The sequence below is a fragment of the Romboutsia sedimentorum genome, assembly GCF_030131845.1.
In the GTDB taxonomy this organism is placed as follows: Bacteria; Bacillota; Clostridia; order Peptostreptococcales; family Peptostreptococcaceae; genus Romboutsia_D; species Romboutsia_D sedimentorum.
Map to the genome: position 1 here is coordinate 224,126 of NZ_JASKYM010000002.1, position 19,848 is coordinate 243,973.

19 protein-coding genes are annotated in these 19,848 nt (G+C 30.0%); 17 read left to right on the plus strand and 2 right to left on the minus strand.

Annotated features, from left to right (window positions below):
• Nucleotides 1–94: 94 nt before the first annotated feature.
• From recG to QOZ84_RS06235, 4 genes are all read left to right on the plus strand, one after another.
• Nucleotides 95–2,155 carry an ATP-dependent DNA helicase RecG gene (gene recG / locus QOZ84_RS06220; RefSeq protein WP_284132098.1) on the plus strand — a complete coding sequence of 687 codons (2,061 nt, stop codon included), beginning with the start codon at nt 95–97 and terminating at the stop codon, nt 2,153–2,155.
• 40 nt (nt 2,156–2,195) lie between these two features.
• On the plus strand, nt 2,196–2,744 hold the full coding sequence (rsmD, locus tag QOZ84_RS06225; protein ID WP_284132099.1) for a 16S rRNA (guanine(966)-N(2))-methyltransferase RsmD: 549 nt from the start codon (nt 2,196–2,198) through the stop codon (nt 2,742–2,744).
• Between the two features lie 104 nt (nt 2,745–2,848).
• A complete protein-coding gene (gene coaD / locus QOZ84_RS06230; RefSeq protein WP_284132100.1) occupies nt 2,849–3,346 on the plus strand; it encodes a pantetheine-phosphate adenylyltransferase in 498 nt (165 codons plus the stop codon).
• A 2-nt stretch (nt 3,347–3,348) separates the two neighbouring features.
• Complete coding sequence (locus QOZ84_RS06235; protein ID WP_284132101.1) at nt 3,349–3,873, plus strand: hypothetical protein; 525 nt, start codon at nt 3,349–3,351, stop codon at nt 3,871–3,873.
• Nucleotides 3,874–3,884: 11 nt separating this feature from the next.
• On the opposite strand, the gene QOZ84_RS06240 is transcribed toward QOZ84_RS06235, so the two are convergent.
• A complete protein-coding gene (locus tag QOZ84_RS06240) occupies nt 3,885–5,090 on the minus strand; it encodes a sporulation integral membrane protein YlbJ (protein WP_284132102.1) in 1,206 nt (401 codons plus the stop codon).
• A gap of 124 nt (nt 5,091–5,214) precedes the next feature.
• Here QOZ84_RS06240 and QOZ84_RS06245 point away from each other — a divergent pair, with 124 nt between their 5' ends.
• The 6 genes from QOZ84_RS06245 to QOZ84_RS06270 all read left to right on the plus strand — a co-directional run bounded on the left by QOZ84_RS06245 (nt 5,215) and on the right by QOZ84_RS06270 (nt 12,353).
• Complete coding sequence (locus tag QOZ84_RS06245) at nt 5,215–5,940, plus strand: FadR/GntR family transcriptional regulator (protein WP_284132103.1); 726 nt, start codon at nt 5,215–5,217, stop codon at nt 5,938–5,940.
• Nucleotides 5,941–6,059: 119 nt separating this feature from the next.
• Nucleotides 6,060–7,622, plus strand: a complete 1,563-nt coding sequence (locus tag QOZ84_RS06250; protein ID WP_284132104.1) for an L-lactate permease — start codon at nt 6,060–6,062, stop codon at nt 7,620–7,622.
• A 23-nt stretch (nt 7,623–7,645) separates the two neighbouring features.
• Nucleotides 7,646–8,920: a nickel-dependent lactate racemase gene (gene larA / locus QOZ84_RS06255; protein WP_284132105.1), complete on the plus strand. Its 1,275-nt coding sequence runs from the start codon at nt 7,646–7,648 to the stop codon at nt 8,918–8,920.
• Between the two features lie 16 nt (nt 8,921–8,936).
• On the plus strand, nt 8,937–9,725 hold the full coding sequence (locus tag QOZ84_RS06260) for an electron transfer flavoprotein subunit beta/FixA family protein (protein ID WP_284132106.1): 789 nt from the start codon (nt 8,937–8,939) through the stop codon (nt 9,723–9,725).
• 13 nt (nt 9,726–9,738) lie between these two features.
• Nucleotides 9,739–10,950 (plus strand): electron transfer flavoprotein subunit alpha, encoded by a 1,212-nt coding sequence (locus QOZ84_RS06265; RefSeq protein WP_284132107.1) that lies wholly within the window; start codon nt 9,739–9,741, stop codon nt 10,948–10,950.
• 11 nt (nt 10,951–10,961) lie between these two features.
• On the plus strand, nt 10,962–12,353 hold the full coding sequence (locus QOZ84_RS06270; RefSeq protein WP_284132108.1) for an FAD-binding oxidoreductase: 1,392 nt from the start codon (nt 10,962–10,964) through the stop codon (nt 12,351–12,353).
• Between the two features lie 71 nt (nt 12,354–12,424).
• Here QOZ84_RS06270 and QOZ84_RS06275 read toward each other — a convergent pair whose 3' ends face one another.
• Nucleotides 12,425–13,705 carry a nucleotidyltransferase gene (locus tag QOZ84_RS06275; RefSeq protein WP_284132109.1) on the minus strand — a complete coding sequence of 427 codons (1,281 nt, stop codon included), beginning with the start codon at nt 13,703–13,705 and terminating at the stop codon, nt 12,425–12,427.
• Between the two features lie 315 nt (nt 13,706–14,020).
• On the opposite strand from QOZ84_RS06275, the gene QOZ84_RS06280 reads away from it, so the two are divergent.
• The 7 genes from QOZ84_RS06280 to fabK all read left to right on the plus strand — a co-directional run bounded on the left by QOZ84_RS06280 (nt 14,021) and on the right by fabK (nt 19,837).
• Complete coding sequence (locus tag QOZ84_RS06280) at nt 14,021–15,217, plus strand: acetate/propionate family kinase (RefSeq protein WP_284132110.1); 1,197 nt, start codon at nt 14,021–14,023, stop codon at nt 15,215–15,217.
• Nucleotides 15,218–15,376: 159 nt separating this feature from the next.
• The gene (locus QOZ84_RS06285; protein WP_284132111.1) at nt 15,377–15,904 is read left to right on the plus strand and encodes a YceD family protein; all 528 of its coding nucleotides are present in this window, start codon (nt 15,377–15,379) and stop codon (nt 15,902–15,904) included.
• A 13-nt stretch (nt 15,905–15,917) separates the two neighbouring features.
• Nucleotides 15,918–16,094, plus strand: a complete 177-nt coding sequence (rpmF, locus tag QOZ84_RS06290) for a 50S ribosomal protein L32 (protein ID WP_026900430.1) — start codon at nt 15,918–15,920, stop codon at nt 16,092–16,094.
• Nucleotides 16,095–16,304: 210 nt separating this feature from the next.
• Nucleotides 16,305–16,862 (plus strand): transcription factor FapR, encoded by a 558-nt coding sequence (gene fapR, locus QOZ84_RS06295; protein ID WP_284132112.1) that lies wholly within the window; start codon nt 16,305–16,307, stop codon nt 16,860–16,862.
• 11 nt (nt 16,863–16,873) lie between these two features.
• Nucleotides 16,874–17,884, plus strand: a complete 1,011-nt coding sequence (gene plsX, locus QOZ84_RS06300) for a phosphate acyltransferase PlsX (protein WP_284132113.1) — start codon at nt 16,874–16,876, stop codon at nt 17,882–17,884.
• Nucleotides 17,885–17,910: 26 nt separating this feature from the next.
• Entirely contained in the window at nt 17,911–18,915 is a 1,005-nt protein-coding gene (locus QOZ84_RS06305) for a beta-ketoacyl-ACP synthase III (RefSeq protein WP_284132114.1), read from the plus strand.
• Nucleotides 18,908–19,837 carry an enoyl-[acyl-carrier-protein] reductase FabK gene (gene fabK / locus QOZ84_RS06310; RefSeq protein WP_284132115.1) on the plus strand — a complete coding sequence of 310 codons (930 nt, stop codon included), beginning with the start codon at nt 18,908–18,910 and terminating at the stop codon, nt 19,835–19,837. Before QOZ84_RS06305 ends, fabK begins: the two co-directional genes overlap by 8 nt.
• Nucleotides 19,838–19,848: the final 11 nt, after the last annotated feature.

Below are 19,848 nucleotides of genomic sequence, written 5' to 3' on the forward strand. Positions count from 1 at the left end.
CATAACTAAACCAAAGTGAATTTTAAAAGTCTTGTGTAATTTTACTACTTTTTAGGGGTAATTATGCAGGACTTTTATTTAATAGGTGATAAAAATGATAGATTTAAATAAAGATATACAGTATGTAAAAGGTATAGGACCTAAAAAATCTCAAAAACTTAATAAATTAAATATATTTACATTGAAAGATTTATTATATTATTTTCCAAGACAATTTGAAGATAGAAATAATTTAAAAAAGATAATTCAATTAGGAAATAATGAAAAAGCTACAATAAAAGTTGTAATAGCGGGTGTAAGTACATCTAGTCCTAGAAAAGGTATGGATATAACTAAAGTAGATGTAAGAGATGAAACTGGATATGCAAAATTAGTGTTTTTTAATCAGCCATATATAAAAAACACATTTAAGTGTGGAGATACGATATTAGTCTTTGGAAAAATAAAGAAAGAATTTAAGAATGTTGAACTTAGCTGTTGTGAAGTAGAACATTTGACTAATTTTCCTAAAAATACTTGTAAAGTTATGCCTATATATCCTCTTACATATGGAGTAAGCAATAAAGAAATTATAAGCATAATAAAAAATGTTCTTAGTGATAAGGAACTTAAAATACAAGAGTACCTTCCTCAAAGGATAATAGAAAAATATAAATTGTGCAGTATTGACTATGCAGTAAGAAATATTCACTCACCTAGTAGCAAAGAAGCATTAAAGATTGCTTTGTATAGAATTGTATTTGAAGAATTTTTAATATTACAATTAGGATTATTCATGTTTAAAAATGGAGCTAATGAAGCAGAGGGTATAAAATTTGAAGAAAGCAAAAAACTAAATAGTATATTAAAGTCATTGCCCTTTAAATTAACAGGTGCCCAAGATAGAGCTTTAAGTGAGATTATAGATGACATGCAATGTGAAAAGGCGATGAATAGATTGGTTCAAGGAGATGTAGGTTCTGGTAAAACTGTTGTAGCACTGTTAGCACTTGCAAATTGCGCTTTAAATGGGTATCAAGGGGCTTTAATGGCTCCAACTGAAATACTTGCAGAACAACATTATATTTCTCTTACAGAGACATTAGAGAGCTTTGGAATAAAGGTAGAATTATTAGTTGGTAGTCTAACTAAAAAACAAAAAGAAAAAGTATTAGAAAAAGTTAAAAACAACGAAGTAGATATATTGATAGGTACTCATGCTTTGATTGAAGATAAAGTGGAATTTGATAATTTAGGATTAGTAATAACAGATGAACAACATAGATTTGGAGTTAGACAACGAAGCAAACTATCGGAAAAAGGAGAAAATCCACATATATTAGTAATGACAGCAACGCCAATACCTAGAACTTTAGCGCTTATACTTTATGGTGATTTAGATATTTCTATAATAGACGAATTGCCTCCAGGAAGACAGCCAATAGAAACAATAGCAGTAGATAAAAGTAAAAGAGATAGAGCATATAATTCATTAGTAAGAAAAGAAGTAGAAAAAGGCAGACAAGTATATATAGTATGCCCATTAGTGGAAGAAAGTGAAGCTATAGAAGCAAAGGCTGCTGTAGAATTAGTAGAGGAATTAAGGCTTGAATATTTTACTGACCTTAGGGTTGGGCTTTTACATGGAAAAATGAAAGGTAGCGAAAAAGATGCTATAATGAAAAGCTTTAAAAATAAAGAAATTGATATATTAGTATCTACAACAGTTATAGAAGTAGGTGTAAATGTTCCTAACGCAACTCTTATGATAATAGAAAATGCAGAACGATTTGGTTTAGCACAACTTCACCAGTTAAGAGGAAGAGTAGGAAGAGGTAAACATAAGTCTTATTGTATATTAATATATGCATCTAAGTCTGAAGTTTGTACACAAAGAATGTCGATAATGCAAGAAACTAATGATGGATTTAAAATATCGGAAAAAGATTTAGAAATAAGAGGTCCAGGAGAATTTTTTGGAACAAGGCAGCATGGTCTACCTGAACTAAAAGTAGCTAATATATTTAAGCATATGAAGATATTAAAGTTAGCACAGCAAGAAGCTAGATATATAGTGTGCGAAGACCATAAACTGCAAAATTTAGAGAATAAAATATTAAAAAAAGAAATTATAGAGAAATTTGAACATTCAGTAAAAGAAATTTCGTTAAATTAATTTAAAATTATGTTAAAATATACAATGAGGTGAAGATACGTTGAGAGTAATATCAGGAAAAGTAAGAGGATTAAAATTAAATACACCTAAAAATGAAGATGTGAGACCTACAACTGACAGAGTAAAAGAATCTTTATTTAATATGATAAGCCCATATATAATGGACAGTAATGTTTTAGATTTATTTGCAGGGACAGGTTCTTTAGGTATAGAATGTTTATCTAGAGGAGCACAAAGATGTGTTTTTGTAGATGTAAGTAAAGAAAGTGTATCAATAATAAACTCAAATATAAAAAAAGCTAGAGTTGAAAATGAAAGTATGGTTTTAAATTTAGACTTTAAAGATGCTATAAGCAAACTAAAAGTTCAACAAAATAAATTTGATGTTATCTTTATGGACCCACCATATTATAAAAATATGTTTATAGATGCTTTAGAAAAAATAGATAATGCAGATTTATTAGAAGAAGAAGGAATAATAGTAATAGAGCATGACAGTAAGGAAAATTTCCCTGAAAAAATAGAAAGATTAGAAAAGCATAAGGTTAAAAAATATGGAAATACAACTTTAACATTCTATAAATTATAGGTTGTAAAATGTTAATTTTAAAAGACAAGGTAATTGGCTATATAGATTAAGTCGCATCTCTATTAGAGAAGTGAAATTTTATAAAGTGGAGGCCATAAAACAACATGGAAAAGAAAATAAGAAAAGCTATGTTTGCAGGTAGCTTTGACCCAATAACAAATGGACATTTAGATATAATTTGTAGATCATCGAAAATATTTGATGAACTTCAAATAGGGGTACTTTATAATCCAAATAAAAGTGGGATGTTTAATTTTGAAGAGAGAGCAGAACTTATAGAAAAATGTACTAGCCATTTAGATAATATAAAAGTAGTAAGTTTTAATGGTCTATTAGTAAATTATTGCGAAGAAAATGGAATTGATACTTTAGTTAGAGGGATAAGAAGTGGAGCAGATGTTGAATATGAACTACAAATGGCTCATATGAACAAAGAGTTAAATCCAAATATAGAAACTATTATACTGCCAACAGCAACTAAGTACTCATTTATAAGTTCATCTTTAATTAAGGAAGTATTAAATTTTGATGCAAATATAAAAAATCTAGTACCAAAAGTTGTTTTAGAAGAACTAAAAAGAAAAGCTAATAGGGGGAACTAAAAATGTATGTAGACTTAGAAATGATTGAGTTATTTGAAGAATTAGAAAGTGTAGTAAATAATGCTTCTTCAATACCTTTTTCACAAAAATCTGGTATAGATAAAAGTGAAGTATTGGGAATTATAGGAGAGATAAAAGCATTAATTCCAGAAGAAGTTAAACAAGCTACTTGGATAAATAAAGAGAGACATAAAATAATAAATGATGCAAAACAAGAGGCATCAGAATTGGTAGCACAAGCTAATAAAGAAGCCGAAAGAGTAAGAAAAGAATATAATAGTAATATAGAAGAATTAAAGAAAAACTCTGAAGATGTTGTAAAAGCATATGTAGAAGCAAGTGAACCAGTAATTCAAGCAGAGGAACAAGCAAAAATTATAATAGATAGAGCTGAAAGAGTAGCAAATGAGATAAGATTAGGTTCTATAGAATATGCAGATAATATATTATCAAGTGTTGAATATAATTTAAAAGGTGTTTTAGAAGAAGTTGCAAGGGATAAAGCAGAATTAAATCCAGAAAGATAAAAAAGAAAGCATTAGCTTTCTTTTTTTCTTTTATAACTAGTTTTTTCTATAAATATTAAAGACAATAATACATAGATTATTATAAAAATGGGAAGTAATATTTTGTAGTTTGAAATATAATAGTTCCAGATTAGATTATTGTAAAACACATCATATAAGCTAGAAAAATTAGAAACTAAGGCCGTAGATTTAGATAGTGGATATAATAAGAATGTGAATAATCCTGATAAAACACCATGTAAAAACTTACTAAATATGTATAAACTAACATTAATATCTGTTTTAGCTAAAAAATTACAACATTGAGCTAATATAGATAAACCACTAAAGCCTATTAAAAAGCTTGCTAAGACCGTTTTTAGAACTTGTGGTGCAGACGTAACACCTGCTATTTTATTACACCCTATAGTCATTTCGAAGAGCCCACTAATAAAAGCATAGCAAAGTTCTTTTGTAACACCAAATAAAGATAATGGAATGTATAATATAGATGACATCAAAGATATAATGTTAAATAAAGAGAGTATTTTAAAAATAACTGAAAAAACAATTACAAACCCACCTACCATTAATAATGTATTTACACCATTAAAAACAGCATTCCCAAATAAAACAAAGAATCCTTGGTTATTGTAATATCTAGTATTTATTACATTCTTGATATTTGATTTCAAAGAATTAGATGGTCTAGCAATAAGCTCTTTTCCATAATTTCTGAAAAACAAACCAACAGATATAGCAGCTAAGTAATGACAAATAATCATTAAATAGCCTAATGAAGCATTTTCAAACATTCCATTAGCGACTGCTCCGATTATAAATAGTGGACCAGATGTGGAGCAAAATGATACCAATCTTTGAGCTTCGTACTTAGAAATTTGAGAACTGCTTCTAAGTTCTGAAGCAAGCTTTGCACCTACTGGATAACCAGAAACAGTTGAAATTGCAAAAACTAAAGCACTTTTGCCTGACACATTAAAAATAAATCTTGTAATAGGGTTTATTATAAAACCGATTATATCTACTATTTTCAAATCTACAATTAAGTTAGCACCAATTACAAAGGGCAAAAGAGATGGAATTAATACACTAGTCCAAATATTTAGACCTTCTTTTGCAGCTATTATAGATTCATTAGGAAAAATTATTATTCCTAAGATTAAAAATAAAACAATGAATACAGGCATAAAAAAAATTACTAATTTACTTTTCTTCATAATTACCACCTAATAAACTTATAGTATAAGATAATTATATTAAATTAATAAAATATATATGAATGAAAAGTTTAAAGCGCTATAATATAGATAGACATCTAAGGTTTTATTAAGGGGGAATAAAATGTTTAACAGTATTTCTAGTAAAAAAGTTTATGAGCAAGTGATTGAACAAATACAACAAAGGATATTAAACGGCGAACTCAAAAAAGGGGACAAGTTACCATCAGAACGAGAATTATCAGAACAGATGGATGTCAGTAGAACCTCCATAAGAGAAGGTATTAGAGTATTAGAAACTATGGGAGTAATTGATAGCAAGCAAGGTGAAGGTAATTTTATATGTAGCAATATAGATAAATCATTAATAGAGCCATTGTCTATGATATTTAAGCTAAATGATGGTACTTGGAAAGATATCTTAGAATTAAGAGAAGTATTTGAGTTACAAATAGTTAAGCTTGCAGCTTTAAGAGCTACAGAAAAAGATTGTATGGAGCTAAAGTCTATAATAGATGAAATGAGAAAAGAAACGGAAATTCCTTATAATAAAAAAATAGTGGTTTTATTAGATCAAAAGTTTCACAATAAATTAGTATCAATAAGTAAAAATTATCTTATTGAAAGTTTCTTTCTTATGTCATCAAAGTTATTTGAAAATTTCATAGAAGATGCAAGAGATAAAATAATAAGTAAATATTGGAGCAAAGAAATTTTATTTGAAAAACATAACGCAATATATGAAGCTATTAGAGATAAAAATCCAGATTTGGCTTATGAAAAAATGAAAGAGCATATGGAAATTATAGGTAAAAGCTATATGGAAGCTACATTGTTTGAAGATTGTTAATTTTCAAACAATAGTTGCGCTATAGAATACTGTAGAATACTATTAAGATAAAAGTGGTAATACCACTTACCATCATTCAAGTGACCATCATAAAACAATAAAAAAGGGGAGGAAGCTTGATGAATGAATATCTATTATTCGCAATAGCGATTATTCCTATTGCATGGTTAATAGTATCTTTAGGTATTTTAAAATTTCCAGCACATAAGACGTGCATTTTTACTGCTATTTTTACATTTATAATAGCTCTTGTATTTTGGAAAATATCATTTTTAAATGCAGTCACAGCATCTATAGAAGGTATTTTAGTGGCCCTATGGCCAATACTTTTAGTTATAGTTGCAGCGTTATTTACTTATAATTTAGCTGTAGAAACAAAGAGTATGGATACTATGAAAAAAATGTTATCTAGTATAACCACAGATCAAAGAATACAAGTGCTTATATTAGCTTGGGGATTTGGAGGATTTTTAGAAGCTGTTGCAGGTTATGGAACTGCTGTTGCAATTCCAGCGAGTATACTAGCTTCAATTGGCTTTAATCCCATATTTGCAGCAATAATATGCCTTATAGCAAATACTGTACCTACAGCGTTTGGAGCAATAGGAATACCTGTTACTACATTAGCTACAGTTACAGGTTTAGATGTGATGAAGTTAAGTTACTTAATATCAATTCAATTAGCACCATTCATAATAATAATACCATTTGCATTAGTAATCTTAACTAAAAAAAGTTTTAAAGCTATAAAAGGTGTATTTTGGATAACTTTAGTATCTGGTCTAGCATTTGCTATACCACAGATATTTGTTGCAAAATATTTAGGAGCTGAATTACCTGCGCTAATAGGAAGTTTATGTAGTATGTTAGCTACGGTAATTATGGCAAAATTTATGAACAAAAATCAATCTAAATTAGAAATAGAAAGCGAAGAATCACAAGTTTATGACGTAGTAGCTCAAAGTAAAGTAACATTTAGAGAAGGGTTATTAGCATGGCTTCCATACATACTTCTATGCATTTTAATACTAATAGCTAGCCCTTTATTCCCCTCAATTAATGAATTTTTAGCGAAATTTACCAGTGAAATACAAGTTTATACTGGAGAAGGAGCTAAAGCGACATCGTTTATATGGATAAATACACCAGGAATGATGATCATAATTTCCACTTTTATGGCTGGATTAATTCAAAAAGTGAAAATTTCAATCATGTTAAACGTATTTATATCAACAATAAAACAATTAACAAAATCGTTTATAACGATAACATCTATAGTAGCAATTTCAAAAATTATGTCTTACAGTGGAATGACAAGTTCAATATCTTTTGGGCTATGTGCAACAACAGGATCATTTTACCCTATAATATCGCCATTATTAGGCTCTATAGGAACTTTTGTAACAGGTAGTGATACATCAGCAAATATATTATTTGGAGGGTTGCAAACTCAGGCAGCTACGTCTTTAGGAATAAGCCCGTATTGGATAGCAGCAGCAAACACTGCAGGAGCAACTGCTGGGAAGATGATTTCTCCTCAAAGCATAGCTATAGCTGCTTCTGCTACAGGTCTTATAGGTAAAGAAGGTAAGATTTTTAGCTCAACAGTTAAATTCTGCTTAGGATATGTAATTATATTAGGAATACTAGTTTATTTTGGTAGTTATTTCTTTACAATTTAGTCAAATACATAGGGGGTGGAAAAATGGCTACTTTAAAAGTACCTTATTCAAAAGAGGGAATGATTTTAAATATTGAAGATAAGAATTTATCAAAAATATTACAATCAAAAGCACATAACTATAAAGTAGATAAAACGCAACAAGAAATAGTAGAGCAATCTATGGATAACCCAATAGGTTCAAAACATATAGAACAATTAGTAAAGGGTAAAAAAAATGTAGTAATAATAACTAGTGATCATACTAGACCAGTACCTAGCAAAATAACAATGCCAATAATATTAAGAAGACTAAGGGAATCAAATCCAAATATAAATATAAAAATTCTAGTTGCTACTGGATTTCATAGACCTAGTACAAGAGAAGAATTAATTTATAAAATGGGTGAGGAAATAGTAAATAATGAAGAAATTGTAATGCATATATCTACAGATGATAGCAAGATGATTAAGGCAGGGATATTACCATCTGGAGGAGATTTTTACATAAATAAACTTGCATATGAAGCAGATCTCCTAATAGCAGAAGGATTTATAGAACCTCATTTCTTTGCAGGATTTTCAGGTGGAAGAAAAAGTATACTTCCAGGTATAGCATCAGCAAAAACTATAATGTATAACCATTGTAGTGATTTTATAGATAGCGAAAATGCAAGAACAGGTACTTTAAAAAATAACCCTATACATGAAGATATGGTATATGCGGCTAAAACTGCTAAATTAGCATTTATAGTAAATGTTGTAATAGACCAAGATAAAAAAGTCATAGCATCTTTTGCTGGAGATGTAGAAGATGCACATATTAGAGGTTGTAAATTCGTAACTGAGTTATCTAAAATAGATTCTCATAAAGCTGATATAGTGGTAAGTACAAATGGGGGTTATCCTCTAGATCAAAATATATATCAATCAGTAAAAGGGATGACAGCAGCAGAAGCTACATGTAATGAGGGTGGAGTTATAATAATGATTTCTGCATGCAATGATGGTCATGGAGGTCAATCTTTTTATGACAACATAGCTAATGCAAAATCACCAACTGCTATATTAGAATCTGTAAGAAAAATTAGAAGAGGAAATACATCTCCAGATCAATGGGAATTCCAAATACTGGCTAGAATATTAGAAAAACATACAGTAATAATGGTTACAGACCAATGTGATCCTGAAATGATAAAAAATATGCATATGAAGCATGCATATAATTTTGACGAAGCTTTAAAAATGGCTTTAGAGATTAAAGGGAAAGACTCAAAAGTCGTGGTTATTCCAGATGGAGTATCTGTGATAGTAAAATAGATAAGGGGGAAAAACTATGGAGATTTTAACATGTATTAAACAAGTTCCAGGAACTAGTGAAGTAGAAGTTGATGAAAAAACAGGTGTATTAAAAAGAGATGGTGTAGATTCTAAGATGAACCCATATGACTTATATGCACTAGAAACTGCTCTTAGAATAAAACAAGAAAAAGGTGCTACTTTAAAGGTAATAACTATGGGACCTCCACAAGCTAAACAAATAATCGAAGAAAGTTTTATGATGGGAGTCGATGAAGGCGCGATAGTAAGTGATAGAAAGTTTGCGGGAGCTGATGTACTTGCAACATCATACACATTATCACAAGGAATTAAAAAGGCAGGAAACCCTGATTTAATAATATGTGGAAAACAAACAACAGATGGAGATACTGCTCAAGTTGGTCCAGAAATAGCAGAGTTTTTAAATATACCTCATGTTACAAATGTAACTAAGATAATAGAAGTTAAAGATGAAGCTATAGTTGTAGAGGTTGATATGCCAAACACATTAGAGGTTTGTGAAATACAATATCCATGCTTAATAACAGTTGAAAAAGGAATATTCCAACCAAGACTTCCTTCTTTTAAATTAGGATTAAAAACAAAAGACAGAGATATACAAATGTATAGTCTAAAAGATTTTGAAGATCAAAATGAAAATAATTATGGGCTAAATGGTTCGCCAACTCAAGTTTTAAGAATCTTCCCTCCTGCTTCAAATAATGAAAAGGAAATTTTAAGAGGAAGTGCAGAAGAAACAACTGATATTTTAGTAGGGAAGCTAAAAGATTTAAAATTAGTGTAAGGGGGAGTAACAAATGGCTAAAATAGTTATAAATCACGATAAAGTAAAAGATTTGAAAGAAGCAATTGAAATATGTCCATTTAATGCAATAGAAGTGGTTAATGATAAATTAGAAATAAACGCTGGATGTAAGATGTGTAAATTATGTGTCAAAAAAGGTCCGAAAGGAGTATTTGAATTTATAGAAGATAAAAAAATAGAAATAGATAAAAATGAGTGGAAGGGAATAACTGTATATGTAGATCACCATGAAGGTGAAATACACCCTGTAACTTATGAACTTATAGGTAAAGCTCGTGAGATGGCAGCAAAAATAAATCATCCAGTTTATTGTGTGTTTGTAGGAAGCAATATAAAAGATAAGTGCGATAAATTATTGTCTTATGGAGTGGATGAAGTATTTGTTTATGATGATATAGAATTTAAAGACTTTAGAATAGAACCATACACTAAAGCAGTAGAAAATTTTATAGAAAATATAAAGCCTACAATAATGTTAGTTGGGGGAACTACTTTAGGAAGATCTCTTGCTCCAAGACTTGCAGCTAGATTTAAAACAGGTCTTACAGCAGACTGTACAATACTTGATATACAAGAAAATACTGACTTAGATCAAATTAGACCAGCCTTTGGCGGTAATATAATGGCTCATATACATACACCAAATAATAGACCACAATTTGCAACAGTTAGATATAAAATATTCTCAGCACCAGAACAAGTTGAAGACCCAACTGGAAAAGTTACTTTATGTAATATTAAAAAAGAAGATCTAGTTTCTAAAATAAACGTATTAGATATAAAGGCTAAAACTAAAGAGGTTGGTCTTGAAGATGCAGAAGTTATAGTAGTAGCAAGTAGAGCAATTAAAAAACAAGATGACATGAATATGATTTATAAATTAGCTGATGTATTAGGCGCACAAATTGCAGGAACAAGACCATTAATAGAAGCAGGATGGATAGATGCAAGGAAACAAATAGGTCTTAGCGGAAGAACTGTAAAACCAAGACTTATAATAACTTGTGGTGTATCTGGAGCTGTACAATTTGTGGCAGGTATGCAAGGTTCAGACTATATAGTAGCTATAAATCAAGATGAAAAGGCTCCGATATTTGATGTGGCTCACGTATCTTTAGTAGGAGATTTATATGAGATAATTCCTAAAATAATAGAAAAAATAGAGCAAAACCAATTAGAGATGGCATTAACAGTAGAAGAATAGGGGGGATAAAAATGTATAAAAAAATTGATAAAAATGATATAGATTTTTTAATAAGCACTTGTGGAGAAGAAGAAATAATTATAGGAAAAAACATAAGTGAAGATTTTTCACATGATGAATTAGGTGGAATTGAAAAATATCCAGAAGTACTTGTATATGCACACAATACAGAACAAGTATCTAAAATAATGAAATATGCTTATGAAAATAACATACCAGTAACTCCTAGAGGTCAAGGAACAGGGTTAGTCGGAGCAGCAGTAGCAATTCATGGAGGAATAATGCTTAATTTAAGCAAAATGAATCAAATATTAGAACTAGATGAAGAAAACTTAACATTGACAGTAGAACCAGGTGTATTACTTATGACAATAGGTCAGTATGTTCAAGAAAGAGACTTATTTTATCCACCTGATCCAGGAGAGAAAAGTGCTACAATAGCAGGGAATATAAATACTAATGCAGGTGGTATGAGAGCGGTTAAATATGGCGTAACAAGAGATTATGTAAGAGGGTTAGAAATAGTACTTCCTAATGGTGACGTTATAAATATAGGAGGTAAAGTAGTTAAAAATAGTTCTGGCTATAGTATAAAAGACTTAATAGTAGGATCAGAAGGGACTTTAGGAATAGTAACTAAAGCTATGCTTAAATTACTACCACTTCCTAAAAAAGATATAAGTTTATTAATACCTTTCCCAGATTTATCTTTGGCTATAGAAACAGTACCTAAAATAATAAAATCAAAATCTATACCAACTGCGATAGAGTTTATGGAAAGAGATGTAATACTTGCAGCAGAAGAATTTTTAGGGAAAAAATTCCCGGATAATACATCAGATGCATATCTTTTATTAAAATTTGATGGAAATAGTAAAGAAGAGATTGAAAAGGAATATGAAAATGTAGCGCACCTTTGTTTGGAAAACGGAGCATACGATGTATTTATATCTGACACACAAGAAAGAAATGAATCTATCTGGTCTGCAAGAGGAGCTTTTCTAGAGGCTATAAAGGCATCTACAACAGAAATGGATGAATGTGATGTTGTTGTACCTAGGGATAAGGTTGCAGAGTTTATAAGATACACTCATGATCTTCAAAATAAATTAAATGTAAGAATAAAGAGTTTTGGTCATGCAGGTGATGGAAATTTACATGTTTACACATTGAGAGATGACATGAACGATAAAGAATGGGAAATGAAGTTAAAAGAGACTTTTGATCATATGTATAAAAAATCAAGAGAACTTAGAGGCCAAGTCTCAGGAGAACATGGTATAGGATACGCTAAAAAAGAATATTTACATGAATCTCAAAGTGAAGCGTATATGGGATTAATAAAAAATATAAAATCAGTATTCGATTCTAAAAATATTTTAAATCCAGGGAAAATATATTAAAAATTTTAATGAAATTAAAATAGAGCACAGTTATTAAGCTGTGCTCTGTTTATACTAAAGGTAAATTTATATTATTTTATAGTATTTCTAACATAAATAGGAGTAGTATAGTAATCCATAGGACCTTTTAGTAAATGTTTATTATTTTGATAGTAGACCATATTGTAGATATTACTAGCTTTTATATCGTAATTTATTAAAGTTTTAAATACATCATCATCCATATTAAAGGATATATTTGAAAACTTATTGATAATATTAATATCAGAATTACTTTTTATGGTTTTTAAAATTTCGCGTCCTTTATCATTGAATGCTAAAACTCTTATATAAGGCATATTATTTATATTTTTAACAAGATTCATATCATCTTTTGTTATGCCTAGTAAAATATTATTAAGAGTACGTTTTATTTTGGTTAATGTGTATCTTTTTGATTTTACAGATAACTGTAAATCTTTAAGAGACGTAGATGTAAATACATTTTGATATATTTTATTCTCAATTCCTTCATTAACATCGAAGTATTTATTTAAAATATCACAATCTCTAAGAACTATAGAGTTAATTAAATCAAAATATTTATCATCAAACATAGGTAAAAAATTAGAGTTTAATTTAGATTTTAGGAAACTATAAGTGATATAAGGTATAACATCTTTAATAAGAGACAAATCATTAAAATCTTTTAAAGATTTTCTTATTGCAGTTGCAGAACAAATATCACTATCTATATTTTCGCAATTGTATGAAGATGATACTCTAGAGATTGTAAAAGGTTTTATATTACTTTTTAATTTTAGTAGACATTTTATATACTCTAGGCCTAAAATATTATTAGAGGAATTTAATAATGATAAAAGTTTTTCTTTTGAAATATCTAACAATTTGTATTTATCAATATAGTCAAATAGTGCGAGGCTTCGAGCAGTTGGATAGAGCATGCCTTTATCCAAGTGATTTTTTAGGGAATCTTTGAATTCTTTGGGTTCCTCAACTAATATATTTGAAACTACATAAAGAACATCAACATTACCTTCTTCGCTACCGAAGCAGATAGAATTTATACAATTTAGCGAATTAAGAGTAGTGATAGCTCCATGGGCAAAAAATTCTGCACTTTGACATGCAAACATAGTTGGCAATTCTATAACTAAATCGACACCATTTTTTACGGCTATTTCTGCGCGCGTATATTTATCAAACAAAGCAGGTTCACCTCTTTGTAAAAAGTTACCGCTCATTATAGCTACACTATGAGTAGCTTTAGTTATTTCTAAAGATTTAGTTAAATGGTACAAGTGTCCATTATGAAAAGGATTGTATTCAACTATTAATCCTAATATATTCATGAAATTTCTCCTTTGGTTTATTCAAAATATGTGTTTTATTAAGTATATAATAAAATTGATTATATATTTAGCAAAACATAAATAAATGTAGTGATTATATTATAATATTATAACAAATAAAGAAAAATAATCTATGTTAATAAAAAAATAATGTTTATTCAAATAAATATATTAAATACTGTACTTTTATAAAGAAAAGTGGTATATTAATTTATGTTGAAACATGTTTACTGTATACAATGTAAAATACTTTGTAAATATTAAGCCTAATAGGCTTGTTACATATTATTCATAAAATTTTAAGGAGGTATACTAATGAAAGTATTAGTATTAAACTGTGGTAGTTCTTCATTAAAATATCAATTAATAGATATGTCAAATGAAGAAGTTTTATGTATTGGATTAGTTGAAAGAATAGGTATAGATGGATCTATACTTAAGCAAGAAAAAGACGGTGTTGAAGGTAAATTAGTTGTAGAACAACCAATGAACAATCACCAAGATGCTATCAAATTAGTATTAGAAGCTGTTGTTGATACTAAATTTGGTGGAGTTAAAGAAATAAGCGAAGTTGAAGCTGTAGGACACAGAGTTGTTCATGGTGGAGAGAAATTCGCAGGATCAGTTTTAATAACTGACGACGTTATGGGTGCATTACAAGAGTGTGTTGAATTAGCACCACTTCATAATCCAGCTAACATAATGGGAATAGAAGCTTGTGAAGCTATACTTCCAGGTGTAAAAATGGTAGGGGTATTTGATACTGCTTTCCATCAAACAATGCCTAAAGAGTCTTACTTATATGGTTTACCTCATGAGTTATATACTAAGTACGGTGTAAGAAGATACGGATTCCACGGAACTTCTCACAGATATGTATCTGAAAGAGCTGCTGCTATGTTAGGAAAAAACATAGAAGATACTAAAATAATAACTTGTCACTTAGGAAATGGAGCTTCAATAGCTGCAATTGATGGTGGTAAATGTGTAGATACATCTATGGGATTCACTCCATTAGAAGGATTAATAATGGGTACTAGATGTGGAGATATAGATGCTGCTATATTACCATTCTTAATGGAAAAAGAAGGATTAGATGCTAAAGGATTATCAGACTTAATGAACAAAAAGTCAGGTGTATACGGAATGACTGGTATATCAAGTGACTTTAGAGATATAGAAGATGGAGCTAAATCTGGAAATGAATTAGCGCAAGTAGCTTTAAAAGCTTATGTTCAAAAAGTTAAGAAATATATAGGATCTTATGCTGCAGAAATGAACGGTGTTGACGCTGTTGTATTCACTGCTGGTGTAGGTGAAAATGGTATAGGTATGAGAGCTGACATAGCTTCTAACATGGAGTTCTTAGGAATGAAGTTAGATAAAGAAGCTAATAATGTTAGAGGAAAAGAAAGAGTAATATCTACAGAAGATTCTAACGTTAAGATATTATTAATACCAACTAACGAAGAATTAGTTATAGCTAGAGATACATTAGCTTTAGTAAAATAATTATAAATGGATATAATACATTTAAGGTAGGGTAAAACCTACCTTAAATTATGTCTAATTTATAATAGATTTTATTTTGATATATCTATCAAGTAAAAATACTTGACAAACAAGTTTCAAATTTGTATAATAAATTGGTAATGTATTGAGGTGAATTTAATGCAAATAAGTCTAGATAGATTAACTAGAAGAGAAACTGACAAAATAGACTTGAATTTTTGTCAAAAAATTGATACTATTAATTATTGTGATATAGATTATAAATTAGCTTCACCTGTTAGTATAAACGGTAAAGTCTCAACTACTAAAACAGGTTTGTACTTAGATGTAGATGTGGAATTTACAGTTCTTGACAATTGCTCAAGATGTTTAGAAGAGGTAGAAGTACCAATAGTATATTCTATACAAGGTTTCTTAGTCAAAGAAGACTTTGACGAAAATAGTTTTGAAAATGATGATGCATTTATTTATGATGGACAAGTATTAAACCTTGTAAATATAATAGAGCAAACATTAGACTTCAAAATGCCAGCAAGAGTTCTTTGTAATGAAAGTTGCAAAGGCCTTTGCACAAAATGTGGAGCAAACTTAAATAAACAAGATTGTTCTTGCAATAAAATCGCGAACGACGAGGAGATTATAGATCCCCGTTTTGCTAAATTAAAAGATATATTTAAAAACGACTAAGGAGGTGGCGTAAATGGCAGTACCAAAGCGTAAAACATCTAAATCAAAAACAAAAATGAGAAGAGCAGCTAACTCAAAAATGGTAGCAACTGGAATAGTAAGTTGCCCACAATGTCATGAGCCAAAATTACCACATAGAGTATGTCCAGACTGTGGATATTATAAAGGTAAAGAAGTTGTATCTAACTAATAACTTCTAAAAACATGTAGATTACTCTACATGTTTTTTTTGTTTAAAAAGGAAAAAACAGATAATAAAATGAAATATTAAATAAATAAAATGCATAGCCTAATATCAATTCTAAAAAATAATAATAAAAGTATTGATAATTTTATTGCGTTATTATATACTACTATTAGTAGTTGGTACTAATTGCAGCTATAAAAATTTGGAGGTAACATGAAAAAGAAAAGTAAAGCCCAAAGACAAAAAGAGCTTATTGAAATGCTACAGGCCGATCCTTTCTATACAGATGAAGAATTATCTAGTTTGTTTGAAGTTAGTATTCAAACGATAAGACTAGATAGAATGAGTTTAAATATACCGGAATTAAGAGAAAGAGTTAAGTCTATAGCGGAAACAGAAAGTTCAAAAGTTAAAACGTTAGGAGTTAAGGAAATTACAGGAGAAATAATTGACTTATCGGTAGGGCAGCTAGGAATATCTATGTTAGAAATTACAGATGATATGCTTTATTCTAAAACTAATACTTTAAAGGATGCATATATATTTTCTCTAGCAGACTCGTTAGCTATGGCGATAATTGACGCGCCAAAGGTAATTATGAGATTTGCAAATGTAAAATGCTTGAAATTAATACAACAAAGAGATAGGCTTATAGCTAAGGCGGAAATTTACAAAAAAGCTGATAAAAAGCACTATGTAAAAGTTGTAGTTAATAACAAAGCACAAGAGCAAATATTTAGAGGAAAATTTATATTTGAAGAATTAGATTAGGAGGAGTAGTTATGAAAATAGTAATAGATGGTATGGGTGGAGATAATGCACCGAAATCTAATGTAGAGGGCGTTGTAAACGCTATAAAAGAATATAATGTGGATTTAATAATCACTGGAGATAAAGATACTTTAGAAAAGGAATTTTCTAATTATGAATTTGATAGAAGTAAGCTAGAAATAGTTCATGCCAGTGAAATAATAGAAAATGAAGATAAGCCTGTTAAAGCTATTAGATCTAAAAAAGACTCGTCTATGGTTGTTGCCTTAAGACTTGTAAAAGAAGGTAGAGCAGATGCGGTTATATCGGCTGGAAACACAGGAGCGTTGCTTGCAGGAGGATTATTTGTAGTAGGTAGGATAAAAGGTATAGATAGACCTTGTTTATGTCCTGTTATACCTAATATAAAAAGAGGTATGACTCTTATAGCAGATGGTGGAGCTAATGCAGATTGCAAGCCTAAAAATTTAGTAGAATTTGCAGCTATGAGTAATATATATGCAAAAAAAGTTTTGGATATTAAAAGTCCAAAAGTAGCCTTAGCCAATGTAGGTACAGAAGAAGGCAAAGGAAATGACTTAGTAAAAAAAGCTTATGATGAGCTTAAAAATATAGATTTGAATTTTATAGGAAATGTAGAAGCAAGAGACGTAATAAATGCGTATACGGACATAATAGTTTGTGATGGATTCACAGGTAATATATTATTGAAGTCGGCAGAAGGTGTAGCGATGTCTGTTATGAGCTTACTAAAAGAAACATTTTTATCTAGTACAAAAGGTAAAATGGGAGCACTACTATTAAAAGATGATTTAAGAAAGCTAAAAAGCTTTATGGATTATTCTGAGTATGGAGGAGCACCGCTTTTAGGAGTTAATGGAGGTGTTATAAAAGCTCACGGAAGTTCTGACTCTAAAGCTATAAAAAATGCTATAAATCAAGGCATTAAATTTACACAAGGAAATGTTGTTGAAGATATAAAAGAATTTATAAAAAATAACGAAGATCAAGAAGAAAAATAAACTCGTTTTGGAGGTTTAATTTATATATGAACAAAAATGCTGGTATATTAGGAGTAGGAAGTTATTTACCACAAAAGATAGTAGATAATTTTCACTTTGAAAAGATAATGGATACAAGTGATGAGTGGATAAAAGCTCGAACTGGAATAAGTGAAAGAAGAATGGCTGAGGAAGATGAAAGTAGTTCAGATTTAGGAACTAAAGCAGCATTAAAAGCAATAGAATGCGCTAAATTAAGTCCTGAAGATATAGATTTGATAATTGTGGCTACGTCTACTCCAGATATGATTCTTCCATCAACAGCGTGCCTGATACAAGCAAACATAGGAGCGCATAATGCAGTAGCATTTGACGTATCGGCAGCATGTTCTGGTTTTGTATATGGTCTTTCTATTGGAGAACAATTTATAAAAAGTGGAATTCACAAAAATGTTCTTGTAATCGGAACCGAGGTCATGTCTAGAATTTTAGATTATAGTGATAGATCTACTGCAATATTATTTGGAGATGGCGCGGGAGCTGTTGTAATAGGAAATGTTGATGAAGGTGGAATATTATCTACGTATCTAGGTTCAGATGGAAGAGGTAAAGACTTTCTAAAGATACCAGCAGGAGGTTCTAGACTTCCGGCGAGTAAAAATACAGTAGAGAATAGATTACATAATATACAGATGGCAGGAAATGATGTATATAAATTTGCAGTAAGGATAATGGGTGAATCATCTTTAAAGGCCCTTGAAATGGCAAATTTATCTACTGATGAAATAGACTATCTTATACCACATCAAGCTAATATTAGAATAATTGAAGCATCAGCAAAAAGATTAAAATTAGATATGGATAAAGTTTATGTTAATTTAGATAAATATGGAAATATGTCTGCAGCGTCAATTCCAGTAGCAATGGACGAAGCATATAGACAAGGCAAGATAAATAAGGGTGATAATGTAGTATTAGTAGGATTTGGCGGCGGACTAACTTGGGGAGCTTCAGTAATTAAATGGAGCACACAAGGAGGTAATAATGAATAGAATTTGTGAATTATTAAACATAAAATACCCTATAATTCAGGGTGGTATGGCTTGGGTAGCAGATGCATCACTAGCCAGTGCAGTTTCAAATGCAGGTGCATTAGGACTTATTGCAGGAGGAAATGCACCAAAAGAAATTATTAAAGAAGAAATAAGAAAATGTAGAGAACTAACAGATAAACCATTTGGTGTAAATGTTATGTTATTGTCTCCATTCGCAGACGATATAATTGATTTAATAATAGAAGAAAAAATTCCGGTAATAACTACGGGAGCAGGTAATCCTGCAAAGTATGTAGATAGGTTAAAAGAAGTTGGTATTAAAATAATTCCAGTTGTACCTAGTATAGCTTTAGCTCAGAGAATGGAAAAGTTAGGCGCTGATGCTGTAATAGTTGAAGGAACAGAAGCTGGTGGCCATATAGGAGAATTAACTACAATGGTTCTTACTCCTCAAGTAGTAGATGCTGTTAATATACCTGTTATAGCAGCAGGAGGAATAGCTGATGGAAGAGGAATTGTTGCAACTTTTGCACTAGGTGCAAGTGGTGTACAAATAGGAACTAGATTTATATGTAGTGATGAATGCAATGTCCATGAAAATTATAAAAATATGGTTTTAAAATCTAAGGATAGAGATGCAATAGTAACAGGTAGAACTACTGGTCATCCAGTTAGAACTTTAAAAAATAAACTATCTAAAGAAATTTTAAACATGGAAAAAGAAGGTCAACCGACAGAAGAAATAGATAAAAGAGGTATAGGCTCTTTAAGAATTGCTACCATAGAAGGAGACATAAATAATGGATCTTTTATGGCAGGTCAGATAGCATCAATTATAAAGGATGTAAAACCTTGCAAAGAGATTATTGAAGAAATGATAAGTCAAGCGAAAAACATAATGCCTAACATACAATTATAAACTAGGAGGTT